At 40.6% G+C, this 17,296-nt stretch carries 12 protein-coding genes and 1 riboswitch; of the genes, 7 read left to right on the forward strand and 5 right to left on the reverse strand.

Annotated elements, in window-relative coordinates; all coding sequences use genetic code 11:
* Positions 1 to 5 precede the first annotated feature (5 nt).
* Both lysC and nhaD read right to left on the reverse strand, forming a co-directional pair.
* The gene (gene lysC, locus I6E72_RS05940) at positions 6 to 1,397 is read right to left on the reverse strand and encodes a lysine-sensitive aspartokinase 3 (protein ID WP_197111463.1); all 1,392 of its coding nucleotides are present in this window, start codon (positions 1,395 to 1,397) and stop codon (positions 6 to 8) included.
* A 75-nt stretch (positions 1,398 to 1,472) separates the two neighbouring features.
* Positions 1,473 to 1,645, reverse strand: a riboswitch (Lysine riboswitch).
* Between the two features lie 101 nt (positions 1,646 to 1,746).
* Positions 1,747 to 2,994 carry a sodium:proton antiporter NhaD gene (nhaD, locus tag I6E72_RS05945; protein ID WP_033026509.1) on the reverse strand — a complete coding sequence of 416 codons (1,248 nt, stop codon included), beginning with the start codon at positions 2,992 to 2,994 and terminating at the stop codon, positions 1,747 to 1,749.
* Positions 2,995 to 3,216: 222 nt separating this feature from the next.
* Between nhaD and I6E72_RS05950 the strand changes: the two genes are divergently transcribed.
* From I6E72_RS05950 to I6E72_RS05965, 4 genes are all read left to right on the forward strand, one after another.
* The gene (locus tag I6E72_RS05950) at positions 3,217 to 4,488 is read left to right on the forward strand and encodes a hypothetical protein (RefSeq protein WP_197111464.1); all 1,272 of its coding nucleotides are present in this window, start codon (positions 3,217 to 3,219) and stop codon (positions 4,486 to 4,488) included.
* Positions 4,489 to 4,491: 3 nt separating this feature from the next.
* Entirely contained in the window at positions 4,492 to 5,040 is a 549-nt protein-coding gene (locus I6E72_RS05955) for a condensin complex protein MksE (protein WP_197111465.1), read from the forward strand.
* Complete coding sequence (locus tag I6E72_RS05960; protein WP_165734940.1) at positions 5,037 to 7,811, forward strand: ATPase; 2,775 nt, start codon at positions 5,037 to 5,039, stop codon at positions 7,809 to 7,811. Before I6E72_RS05955 ends, I6E72_RS05960 begins: the two co-directional genes overlap by 4 nt.
* 140 nt (positions 7,812 to 7,951) lie before the next feature.
* Positions 7,952 to 8,503: a DUF4136 domain-containing protein gene (locus I6E72_RS05965; RefSeq protein WP_008134542.1), complete on the forward strand. Its 552-nt coding sequence runs from the start codon at positions 7,952 to 7,954 to the stop codon at positions 8,501 to 8,503.
* Between the two features lie 532 nt (positions 8,504 to 9,035).
* Here I6E72_RS05965 and I6E72_RS05970 read toward each other — a convergent pair.
* Complete coding sequence (locus I6E72_RS05970; RefSeq protein ID WP_169060336.1) at positions 9,036 to 9,524, reverse strand: peptide-methionine (S)-S-oxide reductase; 489 nt, start codon at positions 9,522 to 9,524, stop codon at positions 9,036 to 9,038.
* Positions 9,525 to 9,711: 187 nt separating this feature from the next.
* Here I6E72_RS05970 and I6E72_RS05975 point away from each other — a divergent pair, with 187 nt between their 5' ends.
* Positions 9,712 to 11,577, forward strand: coding sequence for a TonB-dependent receptor plug domain-containing protein (locus I6E72_RS05975; protein WP_197111466.1), 1,866 nt, complete (start codon positions 9,712 to 9,714; stop codon positions 11,575 to 11,577).
* A 108-nt stretch (positions 11,578 to 11,685) separates the two neighbouring features.
* Here I6E72_RS05975 and I6E72_RS05980 read toward each other — a convergent pair whose 3' ends face one another.
* Positions 11,686 to 12,156 carry a hypothetical protein gene (locus I6E72_RS05980; protein ID WP_197103238.1) on the reverse strand — a complete coding sequence of 157 codons (471 nt, stop codon included), beginning with the start codon at positions 12,154 to 12,156 and terminating at the stop codon, positions 11,686 to 11,688.
* A gap of 204 nt (positions 12,157 to 12,360) precedes the next feature.
* On the reverse strand, positions 12,361 to 12,624 hold the full coding sequence (locus I6E72_RS05985; protein ID WP_024612699.1) for a YkgJ family cysteine cluster protein: 264 nt from the start codon (positions 12,622 to 12,624) through the stop codon (positions 12,361 to 12,363).
* A gap of 169 nt (positions 12,625 to 12,793) precedes the next feature.
* On the opposite strand from I6E72_RS05985, the gene I6E72_RS05990 reads away from it, so the two are divergent.
* Together I6E72_RS05990 and I6E72_RS05995 are read left to right on the forward strand one after the other, a co-directional pair.
* Positions 12,794 to 13,972: an efflux RND transporter periplasmic adaptor subunit gene (locus tag I6E72_RS05990; protein WP_007581894.1), complete on the forward strand. Its 1,179-nt coding sequence runs from the start codon at positions 12,794 to 12,796 to the stop codon at positions 13,970 to 13,972.
* Between the two features lie 2 nt (positions 13,973 to 13,974).
* Positions 13,975 to 17,124 carry an efflux RND transporter permease subunit gene (locus tag I6E72_RS05995; RefSeq protein ID WP_197111468.1) on the forward strand — a complete coding sequence of 1,050 codons (3,150 nt, stop codon included), beginning with the start codon at positions 13,975 to 13,977 and terminating at the stop codon, positions 17,122 to 17,124.
* The last annotated feature ends 172 nt before the right edge of the window (positions 17,125 to 17,296 follow it).

A 17,296-nucleotide genomic window follows, 5' to 3' on the forward strand; every position in this document is an offset into this window, starting at 1 on the left:
GTTATTTACGCAGCAAAATCATTTTCTAATAAACGGCTATGAATAGACTGTACTACGTTATCTGACTCAGTTTGCTCTACTAAAAAGCACAGGTTGTGCTTACTAGCACCGTGACAAATTAATCGAATGTTAAAGTCTTTTAGTACACTCATTAAGTTCATTTCGTGTTGGCGTAATTGAATCTCAGAGCCAATAAGTGCCACCAATGTTAGGTTGTTTTCTACCGAAACATGGCAAAACTCTGCAAGCTTATCTAGGCATTCTTGATCAAGCTCTGGGCGCGAGGCGTTTTGCGCGTTATCAAGCGTTATAGCCACACTGATTTCTGATGTAGTTACCAAATCTACCGATATATTGTATTCACTTAATAGTGTAAATACGCGTGCTAAAAAGCCGCTTGCTAGTAGCATTTCTGGGCTTTTAAGCGTAAGCAATATTTGGTTTTTACGTTGCGTTACTGCGCGTATACCTGGTTGCTGCGATTTTTCGCGCTCAATCCACGTACCGCCACGCTCAGGCTCTCGGCTAGAACCTACAAACACGTTAATGTGGCTACGGCTTGCTGGTAAAATAGTTGCTGGGTGTAATACTTTTGCGCCAAAGGTTGCCATTTCAGCGGCTTCGTCAAAACTTAAGCGTGCAATAGGCGTCGCTTTTGCGCACAAACGCGGGTCGGTGCTAAAAATGCCCACTACGTCGGTCCAAATATGCACACTTTTAGCGTTAATTGCTTCAGCTAATAATGCAGCGCTGTAGTCTGAACCACCACGTCCTAGCGTTGTGGTGTGACCGTATTCGTCACTACCAATAAATCCCTGAGTTACAATTACTTGAGCGTCTAATAACGGAATTAAATGCTCTTTAGCAGCTTGCGCTGTGGCTGCAACATTGGGCGTTGCTTTGCCAAATTGGCTGTCGGTTTTAAGCACCTTGCGCACATCAAAGCGATCGGCATTTAAACCTTGTAAACGAAGTACCTGTGCAAACAAATACGACGACAAACGCTCACCAAAGCTAAGTAGCTCGTCGTGTTGCTGATCGGTTGTTAGTGACTCTTGAGCCAATGTTTGAAATGCTTTTAGGGTTTCGTTAAAGCCAACCGCTAAATCGGCATCTAGCGATAATTCATCTAAAATAGTTTGTTGAATAGCAAGCACGCCGTTTATGTGTTCTTGGCGCTCACTTGAAGTAATGCTTGATTTACACAGTGCAACTAAGTGATTAGTTACGCCGGCACTGGCGCTCACGGCAACAATACGTACGCTTTTATCTGCAACAATAATTTCGCTACAGCGACTCATCGCTTCAAAATTTGCAACACTGGTTCCGCCAAATTTGGCAACGATGTAATCTGATTTTGCGCTTAACTCTGTTTGAAGCACTGTTTGGGTAGTCATTTAGTCTCCTTTCGCGGTATCCAAACCGCAATAAAACAAGAAGAACTTGGCAAAGGAATGCTTGAAGATAAGTCCACTGCCAGAAGCTCTCCACCTATATTGGTGACAGTTTTGAGGATTCAGCCCCATAAACCGAAAAACAATGACGACGTACCATTATTTTCCTCGGCGAGTACTTCCCTCCTTAATGATCATCGGCTTTCGTCGCCTAACATTAAGTACCTAAGTATCGCACCTCTTCTGAATGCTTTATTAACCAGTGGCTAATAAAACAAAACCCCACTAAGTAGCGGGGCTTTGAAAGTTATCGTTTAGACGTCTAGCTGTCAAGCATTTAATAATTTATGAGTTAAATAAAACTGCCCATGTAATACGAGCCCGCATATCCAACCGTGTAACAAATTAATAAATGCAGCGATAAACGCAAGTAGCTCATAAAGGTAAGTGCTTTAACTTTGCTCATGGCAATAATGCCCGCAGCCGAACCAATAATAAGCATTGAACCGCCCACGCCCGTTGCATACGTAAACGACAACCAGTGTTGTTGGCTCATTACTATATCGGCTTTTAATAAGGCAGCGGTAAGCGGTACGTTATCGACCCCTGCTGATAATATGCCCATTAAGTAGTTTGCGTATTCTGGTGCCATTACCGTGTATAGGTCGGTAAATTTACTCAACATACCAATTTCTTTAAGTGCGCCAACAAGTAAAAGTACACCTACAAAAAACAATAATGTGTCGTATTCTATATCGCGAACAAAATCGATTATGTCTTTGTTTATGTCTTTTTTGCGCATTAAAAATTGCGCCACTAAAAACATCACTGATAAGCCAAACAAGAAGGTGAGTAAAGGCGGTACGCTGTAAACTACACTCAGCATAAGTGTGCTCACTACGGTAGATAAAAATATAACAGCAATGGTTATGTCGGTTTTTTCAATGCGGGTTTTACCTGCACTAGCAAACTCAACACGCCCTTTCATACCGATAGACAGTAACGCGGCAAGCAGCATAACGCTTGCAAGTGCTGGCGCTATAAGTAGTAATAAATGAGCAATGGTTACTTTGCCATCTAAAAATATCATTAGCGTGGTTACGTCACCTGTTATTAGCGATACCCCACCTGAGTTAACCCCAAACACAATAAGCGTGGCATATTTAATAAGCTTTTTAGGTTCAAGTTTTAACGACATAACAACCGCAAGCGATATAAGCGTGGCTGTTACGTTGTCTGAAATCGACGAAAACAAAAATGCAAAACCACCCACCAAAAACATGAGCTTTTTTTCGCTAATACTTTTTGGCATAACGCGATGGACAATATTTTCTATAAACCCCTTTGAGTTTAAATACGCTACAAAGGTCATTGCAGCCATTAAAAATAACCATAACGAGGCAATTTCTAAAATATTTTCATTTAGGAGGTGTTGAATTGTATCGGGGCTTTGCCCGTGTAGAGGGTATATAAAAAGAAGAATCCAGCAAAGCGTACCAAAAAACAGCGTGGTTTTAGCTTTATTGACATGGATTATATCTTCTATAACGATCAGTAAAAATGCAATCGCTATCAGGGTTAGAATAATCGAGGAAACCATGGTAGTTAAACAACCTTTGATATAGTTTTAAAGAACACACAAATAACATTCCATTTCATGTGCCTATTTTCGGCGCGAATTTTAGCACTGCCTCTATGCAAAAACTATTATTAAATGGTCTTAAAAACGAATACTATATACAGACAAGGTTAATTAAAAATACGTAATAATGAGTCTTCTAAAAGAACTCAATAATAAAATACTAGGATGTTGTAACCCCTTATGATCCCAGCTAAAAAGCTGCTAAACACCATAACCGAACATTGGGGTGTATTAGCGCTATTATTTAAACGTTTTAAAATGGCTGACTTTAGCCTAAAAGACGTACAAAACGCTATTAAGCAAAAGCAGCCTACGTGGTCAAACGAACGCATTTATAAAGAAACAAATCGTTTGTTAAACCAAGATATTTTAATTCCACTGGCTAAATCCTCACAGCTTGAAATAAATCGTGCCATTGCCGACTTTGCTACTTTTTTATTGCAAGAAGAGCATTTAGGCTTAGCGCAAGAAATTAGCGTATTAGTAGACGACCTAGCTCGTTTAGGAAATCGCCTAGATAAAGCTGGCGAAATAGAAGACTTTGACGATTTACGCCGCTACAGCCGTATTATGGATGATCGGGTGCGTAAAATAATGAAGCTCTATACGCACAACGAAAACGCTATTTTAAATATTGTTGAGCAAGCTAAATCAAATAATGCGGTGCAATCGCTGCAAAAGCGTTACAAAGCAGTAATAGAAGCATTTGACGAATACATAGAGCCAATGCTTGAAATGGTTGATATTCGCGGTGAATTTCATGCGTGTTTTACCCTCATTGAAGAGCAAATAAGTAAGCAAATACTGCACATTGAGCGCTCAGGTAAAGCGTACAACGACAAACGTATGCTTGAGCAATTACGTACCCGTATACTCGAAATGCATTTAGTGGGTCGAGAAAGCTTACGTAAAAGTGCCGATATGCTTATGCCGCTGCGCGAAGAGTTACGCCGTAATAACTTAATTACTCGCCAAGCAGCCAAAGTACTTGGGCTTGTGCGCAAAAATGGCGTAGACAACATGCTAAGTGCGGTGCAGCCACATTTTGTGAGCGACGCACAGCGATATTCGCTTGGTCAGCAACGCCATATTGTGGCTTACATGGCAAGCTTGGTTGAGTTTGAACACGAAGAATACCAATTGCCAGATCAACAAGACGTGCCTGCATTTGTTACGCCTAACATTCCTGACTACAACGATGTTAAAACCAGCTTTGCTAAGCGCTTTAATAAAAAACGCAAAAAGCCGCAACCCTTGCTGCAATTTTTAGACGAAAGCTACCCAGATCTCGATGCCGACGAAATGCTATTTTTGTATCAAAAATTAGTTAGCGACAGCGATATTAAAATAATTCAAAGCGATGAAAAAGCCCGCGTAAAAATTGCCGGTCAGCACTTTTCTTTATATCCATTTAATTCAGAGCCTCAGCCAGATTCAAAGGCAGGTAAATAAACCATGACACACATAAACTTAGACGAGCTAACCCATCTACAAGCCATAAATAAAAAATTAGTAGCGGGTTATCACATTTGCGAGCAAGACAACGTAATGTGGCAAGAGCTTGACCAACACATAGAAGACTACACCGCCCTATTTACCGCCCTAGGTAACGATTTAAAACGCGACAGCCGTGGCTTTTATTATTTTGGTAGCGACGAGAGCACGCCAAATATGGGCAAAATATCTCGCGCTATCGCACTCACCATTTACATTTTAATTGAGCACTACGCCAATACGGGTAAAGACCCAATGCGCGCATTGTTTGACGACGTAAACGATTTAGAGCTTATGCAAACGCTGGTGCAAATTAACAAACATCTGTTTGATCAGCTTGAGATATTTTCGGGATCGGACCTGCGCAAAGACGTATACCTGCGCATGGTGCGCTTAGGGTTAGCCCGTGAAGTAGAAGGCGGCTTTATGCTACAAGCGCCAATTCACCGCTACATAGATGCATTAATGGAAGTAAACGAAGAAACCTACTTTACAGAGGACGAGGAATGAAAAATCTATACGGACTAAGTAAACTCGCCCTACTTAACACTGCAGGCTATGCAAAGTGTGTGATCCCGCTTGATAAAAGCAGCTCTATTTGCGCGCCCAATAACACAGGTAAAAGCTCGGTTATTAACGCACTGCAGTTTCCGCTTATTAACGATTTGCGCTTAACAGAATGGGACGGACACGATTTAGATGAAACCCGTAAGTTTTATTTTTCATCCGATCAGTCTTACATTTTACTCGAAGCTAACTTGCCTCATGGCTCGGTAGTGATTGGTGTTGCAGGACTTGGTAAAATTGCCGGTTATGCGCATCAGTACTTTTGTTATCAAGGAAAGCTTGATTTAGAGCAGTACACGCAAGGTAAAACTATTATTAAATTTACCAAGCTGTTTAACCATTTAAAATCGCTTAATTACAACCCTATTGAGCTTAAAGCACAAGAGCTAAACGCGCTACTGACTGGCGGTGCAACGCCTTTTGACGGCGACATTAACTTAAAAATGATCCCGCTTAATAATGTGCAAGACTCCTCTATTTATAAAGAAATATTTAGACGTATTCTTAACTTACACAAATTAGGCGCAAGCGACGTAAAACGCTTTATGCTACGCGTGTTTGAACGCCATATGTCAAACTCTAAGGTCGACTTTTATGAAGTATGGCGTCGCTCGTTTGATAAAGTAAATCGCTCAAAACGCGAATTAAAAGCCCTTGAGTCAATGCAAGAGCCAATAGCCGCGCTTGAATCAATGCTTGAAAACCAAACCGTGCTTAAAGGTAAATTAGCCGCGTATGCGCCTAAAATTGACCAAGCACTGATTGATTTTGATACCTATCAAGAATCGCAACTTAATGAGTTGGGCATTGCGCTTGAAGATATAGAGCACGAAAAACACGAGTTTGAGCAAAAGCAAAGCCTATACGTACAGCAATCGCGCGACATAGAGCGCCGACAAACTCAAATTGAGCAGTGGTTTTTAGATTACGATGCGCTTAAAAGCGAGTTTGAACTAGTAAATAAAGCCACGCTTAAAACCAGCCTGACTCAGTTAAAACAAGATTACGAGTCGCTTTCGCACTCTATAACCAGCGCACAAGGGCAAAGCCTACATACGCTTGACTACCGCATTAGCGAAACACAAAAACAAATTAAGAGCTTAAAGCTGCAACTTAAAAACCTTGAGTTTAATTTGTTTACCCGCATGCGCGAAGACCTCTCGTTAAAAGAAGTAGAAGAAATATCGCGGATTTTAAACCCAGATATTCTCTCGTTTGCAACCACCACTAATGGCGATATAACCATTGATGACGAAGACGCGTTTGGGGAGTTTTTATCGCTATTAAGTGAAAACGTTAAAGGCGGTGTATTAACGCTACCAGGTGCGAGCATTAATCTCAAAAAGCTCTCGCCTGTGCAAATGCAAAGCGGCGAAAACAAGGAGCAATTAACCGCTCAGCTAAATGCACTTGAGCATTCACTTAAAGAGTTTAAGCAACAACGCGATGTTGCAGCAAACGTTGCCGACAAGCAAAAAGAAAAAGACGCGCTATACGATGAGCTTATGAGCGCAGAGAGCGCCCTAAAACGCTTAGAGCAGTTTGATATAATGCAACAGTCGGTTGAAGCGCAAGCCATGCTAAAAGAGCAGTTATTAGCTGAGCGCGAACAAGTTGACGACTACCTGCAAGATATTCAAAAAAATAGTGGCTCAATTGCCGATCGTCGCTCGTTAATTAAATCGAAACAAGAGCAAATTAATCGCCAAACTGAGCGCTTACGCCAAGTTAAAAGCGAGCGAATTGACCACACGCTTGATTTGTACAGCGGCAAAGTGACCCCGTACATGATTGATATTACGGTCGACTTTGATAACTTAAGCGATCTTGTTCATCACTTTAATAAAGACTGCCAAGAGCTGCGTAATTTTGACATAAACGTACGCAACACTTATTTGCATGTATATAACGCGGGTATTACTAAATTCGACAACGAAAATGACGAATACACTAAATACCAAAAGCTAATAAGCGCCTTTCATAATATTGATAACGAACGCGACGCTGTTGAACGCCAAGCACGCGTTGCGCTTACCGAAGTGGCCGCAACTATTAAAGGCTTGCGAGAAGATTTAGACCGCCTTCGCCGCGAAATGAATAGCTTTAATAAAGGCATAAGCCAGCACCGTATTTCAAACCTGCAAGCGTTTAAAATTAACGTCATACCGCGTAAAATGCTGGTTGATAGTATAGATACCATTATCAGCACGTCGCATCAGTTTGAGCAAGGTGACACACTTGATTTACTGAGCCAAGAACCGTACAGCGAAAGTGCGGTAAACGAAGCGAAAGATCACTTAATTAAACTCGCCTCAGATAAAGCGGGTTTAACGCTTACCGATTTATTTGATATTCGATTTGAAGTAGTTAACCGCGCAGGTGAAACAGAGCACTTTGAAAAAATAGATTCGGCGGGTTCAAACGGCACACGTATTACGATTAAGTTATTGTGTGGCATGTTGTTTATTCGTTACTTATTGAGTGACCAGGAACAAAACCTATACCGTATACCTATTTACATAGATGAAGCGGCCGACATTGACCCACAAAATCAAAAAGCAATCATAGAAACCGCACTAAGCTTTGGTTTTGTGCCTATATTTGCCTCCGTTAAGCCACAAATAAGTTGTGACTACATTGTGCCTATTCGCTCGGTAAAAGACGGTGCACAAAACTGGGTAGATGAAAAAGATTGGATTGAAGTTGAACATTAGCTGATGAATCGAGACTAATTAACATAGGTTAATTAGTCGTTCAGCCCTGACAATTAGACTAATATTTAGGACGTTTAAATAATACACATTTAAACTATGTGTGTTATTTTAAATTAATGCATTTTATTGGAGCAAACGTAATGAAAAATATACTTATTGTTGCAGCGCTAGCACTTCTTACAGCCTGTACACAAACCCCAGATTGGGATTACGATAAATCAGCTAACTTTAGTAATTTTAAAACATTTGCTTGGGTAGAAAACGCCAGCCTAACTAAAGACACAAATAACTATCAAATTAATGGCCTAATGGAAAAGCGTGTTCGCACTGCCGTTAATGCAGAATTGAGCCAAACACTAGGTATGAGTTTAGTTGATGCAGCGCAAGCTGATGTACTTGTTAACTATCATGCATCGGTAGATAAAGAGCTTGAAGTAGACAACTTCAATATAAACTACCGCCCGCATTGGGGTTATTGGGGTACTGGTTTTCAACGCGATACAACTGCGCGTGAATACGAAGTGGGTACACTGATTATTGATATTGTGGATCGTGAATCTAACCAGCTAGTATGGCGCGGCGCAAAAGAAGGTCGATTAAAGAAAAATCAATCGCCAGAACAACGTGAAGCATCAATTAATAAAACAGTGAGCGAAATTTTAAGTAACTTCCCGCCGCAAAAGCAGCAGTAAGTTAAAATTAGCTATAATTAAGTTTTAAAAGAGCTCACAGTACGTGAGCTTTTTTGTGGGTGTGTATTTTTGGAACTTTTAAAATGAAGTAATTACGAGCTACGCCCGTCACGTCAGCAAGCTGCACCTCTACAAAATAAACACCGGATTAAACTTTACCTGTAGGCGCTAAGCTTGCTTGCGCGAGAAGCGATAGCTTCTAATCACTTACCTTTACCTAACGCTATATTCAACCTTAAATTACGAGCTGCGCTCGTCACGTCAGCAAGCTGCACGTCTACAAAAAAAACACCGGATTAAACTTTACCTGTAGGCGCTAAGCTTGCTTGCGCGAGAAGCGATAGCTTCTAATCACTTACCTTTACCTAACGCTATATTCAACCTTAAATTACGAGCTGCGCTCGTCACGTCAGCAAGCTGCACGTCTACAAAACAAACACCGGATTAAACTTTACCTGTAGGCGCTAAGCTTGCTTGCGCGAGAAGCGATAGCTTCTAATTACTTATCTTTGTGCGCTTACACTACTCAAATTTACGATTTATACTTATGCAGTAACTCAAGCGGTATATGACAGTAATCATCAGGGTGATTAGTTAAGCGGTCTTGATGCTCAGGATCGCTTGGCACGTAGTTAGTTAGCAGCTCTACCCCTACCACAATTTTATCAGCATCACTTCGCTGGCTTATATAATTGCTAGCAACCTTTAAATGATCTTGGCTTTTGCTATAAATGGCAGTGCGATATTTAGGGCCTACGTCATCCCCTTGTTTGTTAACGCTATACGGATCAATAATCTCAAAAAAGAAGCCAAACAGCTCGTTTAAGCTAACCTCTTTTGTACTAAATATTACTTTTACACACTCAGCATAACCGTCGTATTCGCCTTGTGTATTATCGTTTTTTCCATTAGCCCGCCCTGCTTCAGTACTTATTACACCAGGTAAGTGCTTTAAAAATTCTTGCACGCCCCACAGGCAGCCACCAGCAAAGTAAATAGTATCTTGTTGTTTTATACTCATAATAAATGTGACCAAGTTTGTTAGATGCATTAACGTTGCAAATGATTATCAAATGCAGTTTTTAATGAATTAATGTACAATCGCGCCAAAATCGCAGTTGTTTAATTGAATTATTTTATCACGCCTTAAAAGTGTGTTCTGAATTTAATTGTTACCGTAATTGCATATAAAAAATGAGACACACAACATGAAATGGTCACCGCACTTTATACTCCCTGCACTGCTATGCAGCGCGAGCAGTTTTGCCTACGGCGAAGCTGTAATTGATAAAACTGAAGCATCACCGGCAATCGAAAAAATAACAGTTGAGGCATCGCCCACTGCAAACACATTACCTGTAGGTACATTTGACTCTCCAGTATCTAATTTAGAGTATGACCCACGTGTTGATTTACAATCACGTAATATGGCTGAAGCGCAAGCCGATGTAACTATACGCGGTGGTATTTTTGAAAATACCGGCTTTAGAGTTGGTAGTGCTACTTTACTTGACCCACAGTCTGGTCATTACTTTGCTGAAATTCCTATTGCACCGCAAATGCTTACCGGCCCTTATATTTTAACAGGCGCAGACAATGCACTTAATGGTGCTAATAGCTCTGTAGGCACTGTATCGTTTGGCTGGAAACCAATTAGCACGGGCGGCAGTGTATCGGTAGGTACTGGCACAAACGATTTTAACTTACAAAGCTTACATGCAGCTGTAAGTATGCCCCTTGAAGGCGCAAAGGATTGGAAGCTTGGCTTTGAAGGCGAGATTTCTCACTCACAAAGCGATGGCACTATTGATAACGGCGATCACGACTTTACGCGTGCATCGGGTCGCGTTCAATTAGCTGGCGCTGATTCTCAAACAGATTTGTTTTTTGGCTCACAAGATAAGTTTTTTGGTTGGCCAAATTTGTACACTCCATTTGGCGTTAACGAAACAGAAGAGCTAGAAACCCGCTTATTAATGCTAAACCATAAGCAAAGTTATGCGCAGGATAGTAACTTTGAAGTGTCGGCTTATTACCGCACACACGACGATCATTATATTTACTCTCGCGAAAATCCAAGCGCTTTTGAAGCTTTTCACAAAAGTGAAGTTAAGTCGTTAGCGCTATCGGGGCATCATGCTCAAAGCGATGTATTTGCTGTAAATTATTCAGCACAGTTTATTGACGACTCAATTGAATCTACCACGCTTGAAAACAACTTTACCTCTCGTAAGTATTATAAATTAAGCGTATTGCCTGAATACAAAATGGCGCTTGAGGATAATAAACAACTTACATTTCGTTTAGGTGCTGCGTTTGACGATACAAATAGAGACGACTCTGAACTGTCACTTATTGGTGATATAACGCTTAATACACAAAACAGCAAAGGTTTTGAGCGCACGTTTTATTTATCGTACGCAGAGGCAAGCCAAGTAGCAGGCTATACCGCCATTGGCGGAAGTGATTCAGGCGGGTTATTTAGAAGTAATTACACCCTTGAGCGCGAAACGACTAAAAGCCTAGAGCTAGGTTTATTAGTTGATGAGCAAACTTGGCAACTTAATTCGGCTATTTTTTATCGTAAAGATGACAACTTAACCGATTGGACGTTTAATTTTGACTCAAGCTCTGCGCGCTTTGCAAACCCTGTAGATATAAATACAACGGGCATTGAGTTCTTAGCAACTAAACACTTTGAAACAACCGAAATTGTAGCGAGTTACACCTACCTTCATAAATCAGAAAATTACGGTGCGGCAGATATTGACGCTAGTTTTTACGCATTAAACTTTCCTGATCACCGCCTAACACTCGGCGCAGTGTGGAATCCTACTGATATATTGCAGTTTAGAATAGATAACGAGTGGCGCAAACAGCACGAAAATGCGCTGCGCGGTAGTGACGACGATGCTTTATTTACCCATTTAACGTTAAAAATTACGCCGCCAATGCTAAAAAACTTATTTATTACTTTAGCAGCAGATAACTTATGGGGTGAATCGTTTGAAGAGATACCTGGTACACCAGGGCGAGGTGAGCAATATACGTTAAGCGCAACGTATAGTTGGTAGAATTGAGCTATCACATTCAAAGACCTGTTTATTTAAGACAGGTCTTTGAATAAATATTCAGCAAAAAATAAACGGCATACTAAATATTAAGAGCTTTGATTACTCAGCTTATATTGAACCAGAACGACATTGTCTTTTTCTTAGCTCATTATCAATTTGTAAAGGGCGACTAAGCTCATCTGTAAGAACCTGCGAAACAACCGTACCGGTTTCAACTTCTTGTATCCAGATTGATATTTTATCCCCTTCCCTTTTTCTATTTAGCATGTAGCTTTTATCAGAATCTAAATTAACGTTAAAATTAACAAAAGCTTCTTTTTGACTATTTAAAACATCAGGGTTTGAAACACTCGCCTTTACCCATAAATCATGATCACCACTGATATACTGCTTTGGTTCAGCCCATTGTGTAGGTTTTTTGTTAAAGCACATCAAGTGGACATATTCTAGATCTACTCCCTGCTCTCTTTTAAAGTTTTCGAGTCTAAAGTGGCCTTCTTTAATATCGGTTTTAATGGGTAAGTTTGAACAACCTAATAAAGTCACACCTAATGTAAATGCTGTAAGTAAATTTTTCATTTTTCTTTCCTTTTAAAAATTAAGATTGAACGAAATCACCTATAAATGAGATTTATAAAAAGTATCTTACAATTTCCTATATTAGCAACAAAGTTAAATATGTCTAATATTTCGCCATTAAATAAATTAACGACTGCTTTTATTAACCTTATGAAGATTTTTATTAATAATATATTGTAAATAGATGTGTATTAAAAACGAGGATTAAGTTAGCTCTTCAAGCTCTGTAATAAGTGCTAAAGCTTGTGCATTTGTTGACCCGCACACATCAAATGTGGCGCTAAAATCACTACATACTTTAGGTCGGCTTGAATCACCAAATAACTTACATAAATTACGTTCGTCCAGCTGAATACAGCGCTCTCCGGCCTTTTTACCATTTGGCATACCTGGAATAGGCGAACTAATACTTGGCGCAATGCAACATGCGCCGCAGCCTAGCCTGCAACTCATCGATTCGGTTTTCATAATATCCTCTGAATAAAACACACTTACTTTAATTCCTTTTTAGGAACGTAATTAGCCGCATGTTGAGTTGTAATGTACATATGTAATGCTTTGTTACATCTTAAAACGCCTTGTAAACACTTTATTGCGTATTATTGCTCTGTCACCACCAATTATGAAGGAATGCCTTGTGGCTACTACAAAACAAATAATACTCCCAATTGCTGTTTTAGCAGGCGGTATTGCTTTAGCTTTCGCCTTTATGGCAATGAAAAAACCACCCGAAGAAAAGCCAGAGCAAGATTTACGCCCTTTAGTTGCAACACAAAGCATACTTTTAGATTCTATAACGCTCGATGTTAAATCGTACGGCATTGTTAAACCAAAGGACCGTACCGAGCTGATAGCACAAGTTAGTGGGCAAGTTATTTCGGTATCAGATCAATTTGTTGAAGGCGCGTTTGTAAAGCAAGGCGATATTTTAGCACGAATTGATGCAAATGATTACGAGGCAGACTTTATTGAAGCGCAAGCAGGTTTAGCACAAGCAAGCTCAGCACTTGAAATAGAACGCGCACAAGCACATGTAGCAAAAGCTGAATGGGAGCGTATTAAATCGGACTCAAGCGAAGCTATTGCCTCAGAACTTTATTTACGTAAACCACAACTGGCCGAAAAACTAGCGCGTTACCGCTCTGCTCAAGCAAGTGTTAAACGTGCTAGCCGCAATCTTGAACGTACTTATATTAAAGCCCCATACGATGCCATTATTAATGAACGCACAATTAGCTTGGGTTCAGTAGTAAACCCAGGTAATAGTTTTGGTGCATTGAGTGCAACCTCAGTTGCAGAGGTACGTTTACCCGTTGCCGATCAAGAACTGCAATATTTAAAAAATGGCGGCGTAGGCTCAAATGTTACATTTAACGCAGAATACGCGGGTAAGCAAACAATGTGGCAAGCCAAAGTAATTCGCACCGAAGGTGTGGTTGATCAAACAAGCCGTATGAGCTACTTGGTTGCACAACTTGCAACACCTTATGGCGATAAAACACGCCCCCTTCGTTTTGGTTCATACATTAACGCTACCATTGAAGGTCGCCCGCTTGATAACGCAATTATTGTTGCGCACCATTTAGTTAAAGATAATAAAATTGTAATTTTAAATGACGATTTAACATTATCGTTTAAAACTCTCAATATTATACGCGAACAAAACGGCATGATTATAGCCAGCCAAGGGCTAAAAAATGGCGAGCAAATTGTTACCTCAGCGCTTGAGTATCCAACTGAAGGTATGGCAGTAAAAGTTGAAGATATTGCGCCTGATAAAACTGATGTAACTCAACTTGCGCTGAAAGAGGAATAATCATGAACACTCGTGAAACAGGGTTAATAGCATGGTTTGCCCGAAATCCCGTTGCTGCCAACCTACTAATGATATTTATATTAGTGGGCGGTATTTTAATGGCGATGACCATTCGCAAACAAATGTTCCCACAGTTTGAAAGTAACTGGATAAGCGTACAAGCGGTTTACCCAGGTGCAGCCCCGCAAGAAGTTGAAGAAGGCATAACCATAAAAGTTGAGGAAAACCTCGAAGGTATTGAAGGCATTAAACGCCTAATTACTTACTCTAACCGTGGTTTTTCACAAGCGTGGATTGAAATAGAAGAACAATACAATCCACAAGAAGTACTTGATGAAATTAAAGTACAAGTTGATTCAATAAACACCTTTCCTGCGGGGATGGAGCGCCCTGTTGTTCGCCGCGATAAATTTGAGCAAGAAGTAATGATACTCGCGCTTTATGGCGACATGAGTAACTACCAGTTAAAAGAGCTTGGCAACGATATTAAAGACGAGTTACAAGCACTGCCTCACGTAAATCTTGTTAATTTTAACGGCGGTTTAGAATACGAAATTGGTATAGAAGTTAGCCCCGATAAACTACGCGAGTACGGCTTAACATTTAGAGATATTGCAGGCGCTGTACAAAACTTTTCGGCCAATATGTCGGCGGGGCAAATACGCTCTGAAAACGGTTATATTTCGATGCGTGTTGAAAAACAAGCCTACCGTGGCTTTGAGTTTGAAAAACTCCCCCTTATTACCCTTGCTGATGGCGCACAAATTTATTTAGGCGATGTAGCAACCATTAACGACGGCTTTGAAGAAGGCCTGCAGTATTCAAAATACAATGGTAAAAACTCATTATCGTTTGAAGTTAACGCATCAAAAGATCAAGACATTACCGATGTAGCAAAAGTACTTAAAAGCTACATGGCAACTAAAGAGCCACTTTTACCTGCAGGCGTTAAGCTATCTCCTATTGTTGATTTAACTTACTACCTTGAAGGTCGACTCGATATGATGGTCGATAACATGATTTGGGGTGGCTTGTTAGTAATGATAGTGCTGGCACTATTTTTACCGTTACGCTTGGCATTTTGGGTAATGATGGGCTTACCGGTGTCTTTTCTAGGTGCCTTTTTGTTTATGCCCATTGGCTTTTTAGACGTAACAATTAACCTAGCCTCTCTTTTTGCCTTTATACTTGTGCTCGGAATTGTTGTCGATGACGCCATAGTTGTGGGCGAATCAGCCAGTGCCGAAATAGAAAAATACGGCCATACACTTGATAACGTAGTACGCGGCGTAAAACGTGTTGCGATGCCAGCAACCTTTGGTGTACTAACAACTATTGCGGCATTTTTACCACAAACACTCGCAACCGGCCCTGGTGCTGCTTTTTCTAAGGCAATTGGTGGCGTGATTATTTTATGTTTGATTTTTTCACTCATTGAATCAAAACTTATTTTACCTGCGCATATTGCAGCAATGAACCCGCGTAAACCAAATCCTAAAAACCTATTACATCGCTTACGTATGGTGATTGATAGTGGTTTAAAAGGCTTTGTGAATAACTACTACCTTCCTTTTGTTAGCCGCTGTATTCACTACCGCTATACCGTAATTGTTGGCTTTATGTGTTTGCTTATTGTAAGCGCAGGTATGTTTGCAGGTGGTTTAGTTAAGTTTGTACCAAACCCTAAAATACCGCACGACTTTCCGCGTATTGATATAGAGATGAACCTTGCTTCATCTGAGCAAGCAACGCTTGAAACTGCACGTAAAATAGAAAGCGTGTTGTTAAAGGTCGATCAGCAACTACAAGAGCAATACGGTAAACCGATGATCCGCGATTTATCGGTAAGCCTGCGCGGACGAACGCAAGCAAATATTATGGCCATTTTGGTAGAGCCTGATTTACGCCCTATCGATACCTTTGCCCTAAGTGCGTTATGGCGCGAGCAAATGCCCGCCCTACCAGGCATTAAAACCATGACCATTCAAGACAGTATAATGAATGGCGGTCGAGATGATGGCGACGTTAGCTTTAAACTTGAAGGCAAAAATGCTGACGAGCTAAAAGAAGTGGCAGGTAAATTAAAAGCCAAATTACAAACAATGGAAGGCGTTGGCGACGTAAACGATTCAATGCAAAGCGCTACCGACGAAGTACAACTTGATTTAAAACCACTGGCTTATAGCATGGGATTAACGCTTGCTGATGTCGCATCGCAAGTAAGCTTTAGTTACTACGGCTTAGAAGCGCAGCGAATATTGCGTGAAGGCGAAGAAATTAAAGTCATGATCCGCTATCCAGAAGACGAACGTAACTCAATTAGTGACATCGCAAGTGTGCGTATTATTACACCTACTGGCGCTGAAGTACCGCTAAGTGAAGTAGCCGAAGTTAAGCTTGTTGACGGTGTTAACCGTATTCGCCGCGAAAACTCTAAACGTACTGTAAACGTATGGGCTGCGGTAAATACCGACCAAGCCGAACCATTTGCGATTGCAGAAGAAATTCGTGATGAATACTTACCAACATTACTTAAAAGCTACCCTGGCGTTACAAGTGATGTAGCTGGGCGCATTCAAGAAGAAATGGATAGCGCTTCAGAGCAGCTTCGTGATTTTGGTATATCAATGATGATTATATTTGCCTTGTTAGCCATTCCGCTTCGCTCTTACTCGCAGCCACTTATTATAATGTCGGTTATTCCGTTTGGTGTAGTGGGCGCGATGTTTGGGCATATGATTTTAGGTATGACCATGAGTAGCTTATCGATGTTTGGCATTATTGCTGTAGCGGGTGTGGTCGTAAATGATTCCCTCGTTATGGTTGATTTTGTAAACAAAGCACGCGCTGAAGGTGTTGCGATTAAGGATGCTGTAATGCAAGCCGGTGCTCGTCGCTTTAGAGCGATATTACTTACCTCAATCACTACCTTTATTGGTGTAATGCCAATTATTTTTGAAACGAGTTTACAAGCTAAAATTGTTATCCCAATGGCTGTATCACTTGCTTTTGGTGTGTTATTTGCCACAGTAATTACACTGATACTTATACCGTGCCAGTATGTTGCACTAGAAGATGCTAAACGATTAGTACGTAAAATGCGTGGCAAGCCACCACTAGTAGATGCCCAACCAGCGCCTACTCACAGCTAAATTAAGTAACATCCCAACCAAAAAAGCTCGGCATATTATGCCGAGCTTTTTATTTTTAGCTTAAAAATGATATTCACCTATTTGCTAATACTGCCTCTACTACCCATTGTTTAACAAGCAGGATTTATTAACCCCCCTAATAATTGAGAGAAATATTGTTCGTTTTTTATCC

Source organism: Pseudoalteromonas sp. NSLLW24, assembly GCF_015864725.1.
Taxonomy (GTDB): domain Bacteria; phylum Pseudomonadota; class Gammaproteobacteria; order Enterobacterales; family Alteromonadaceae; genus Pseudoalteromonas; species Pseudoalteromonas arctica.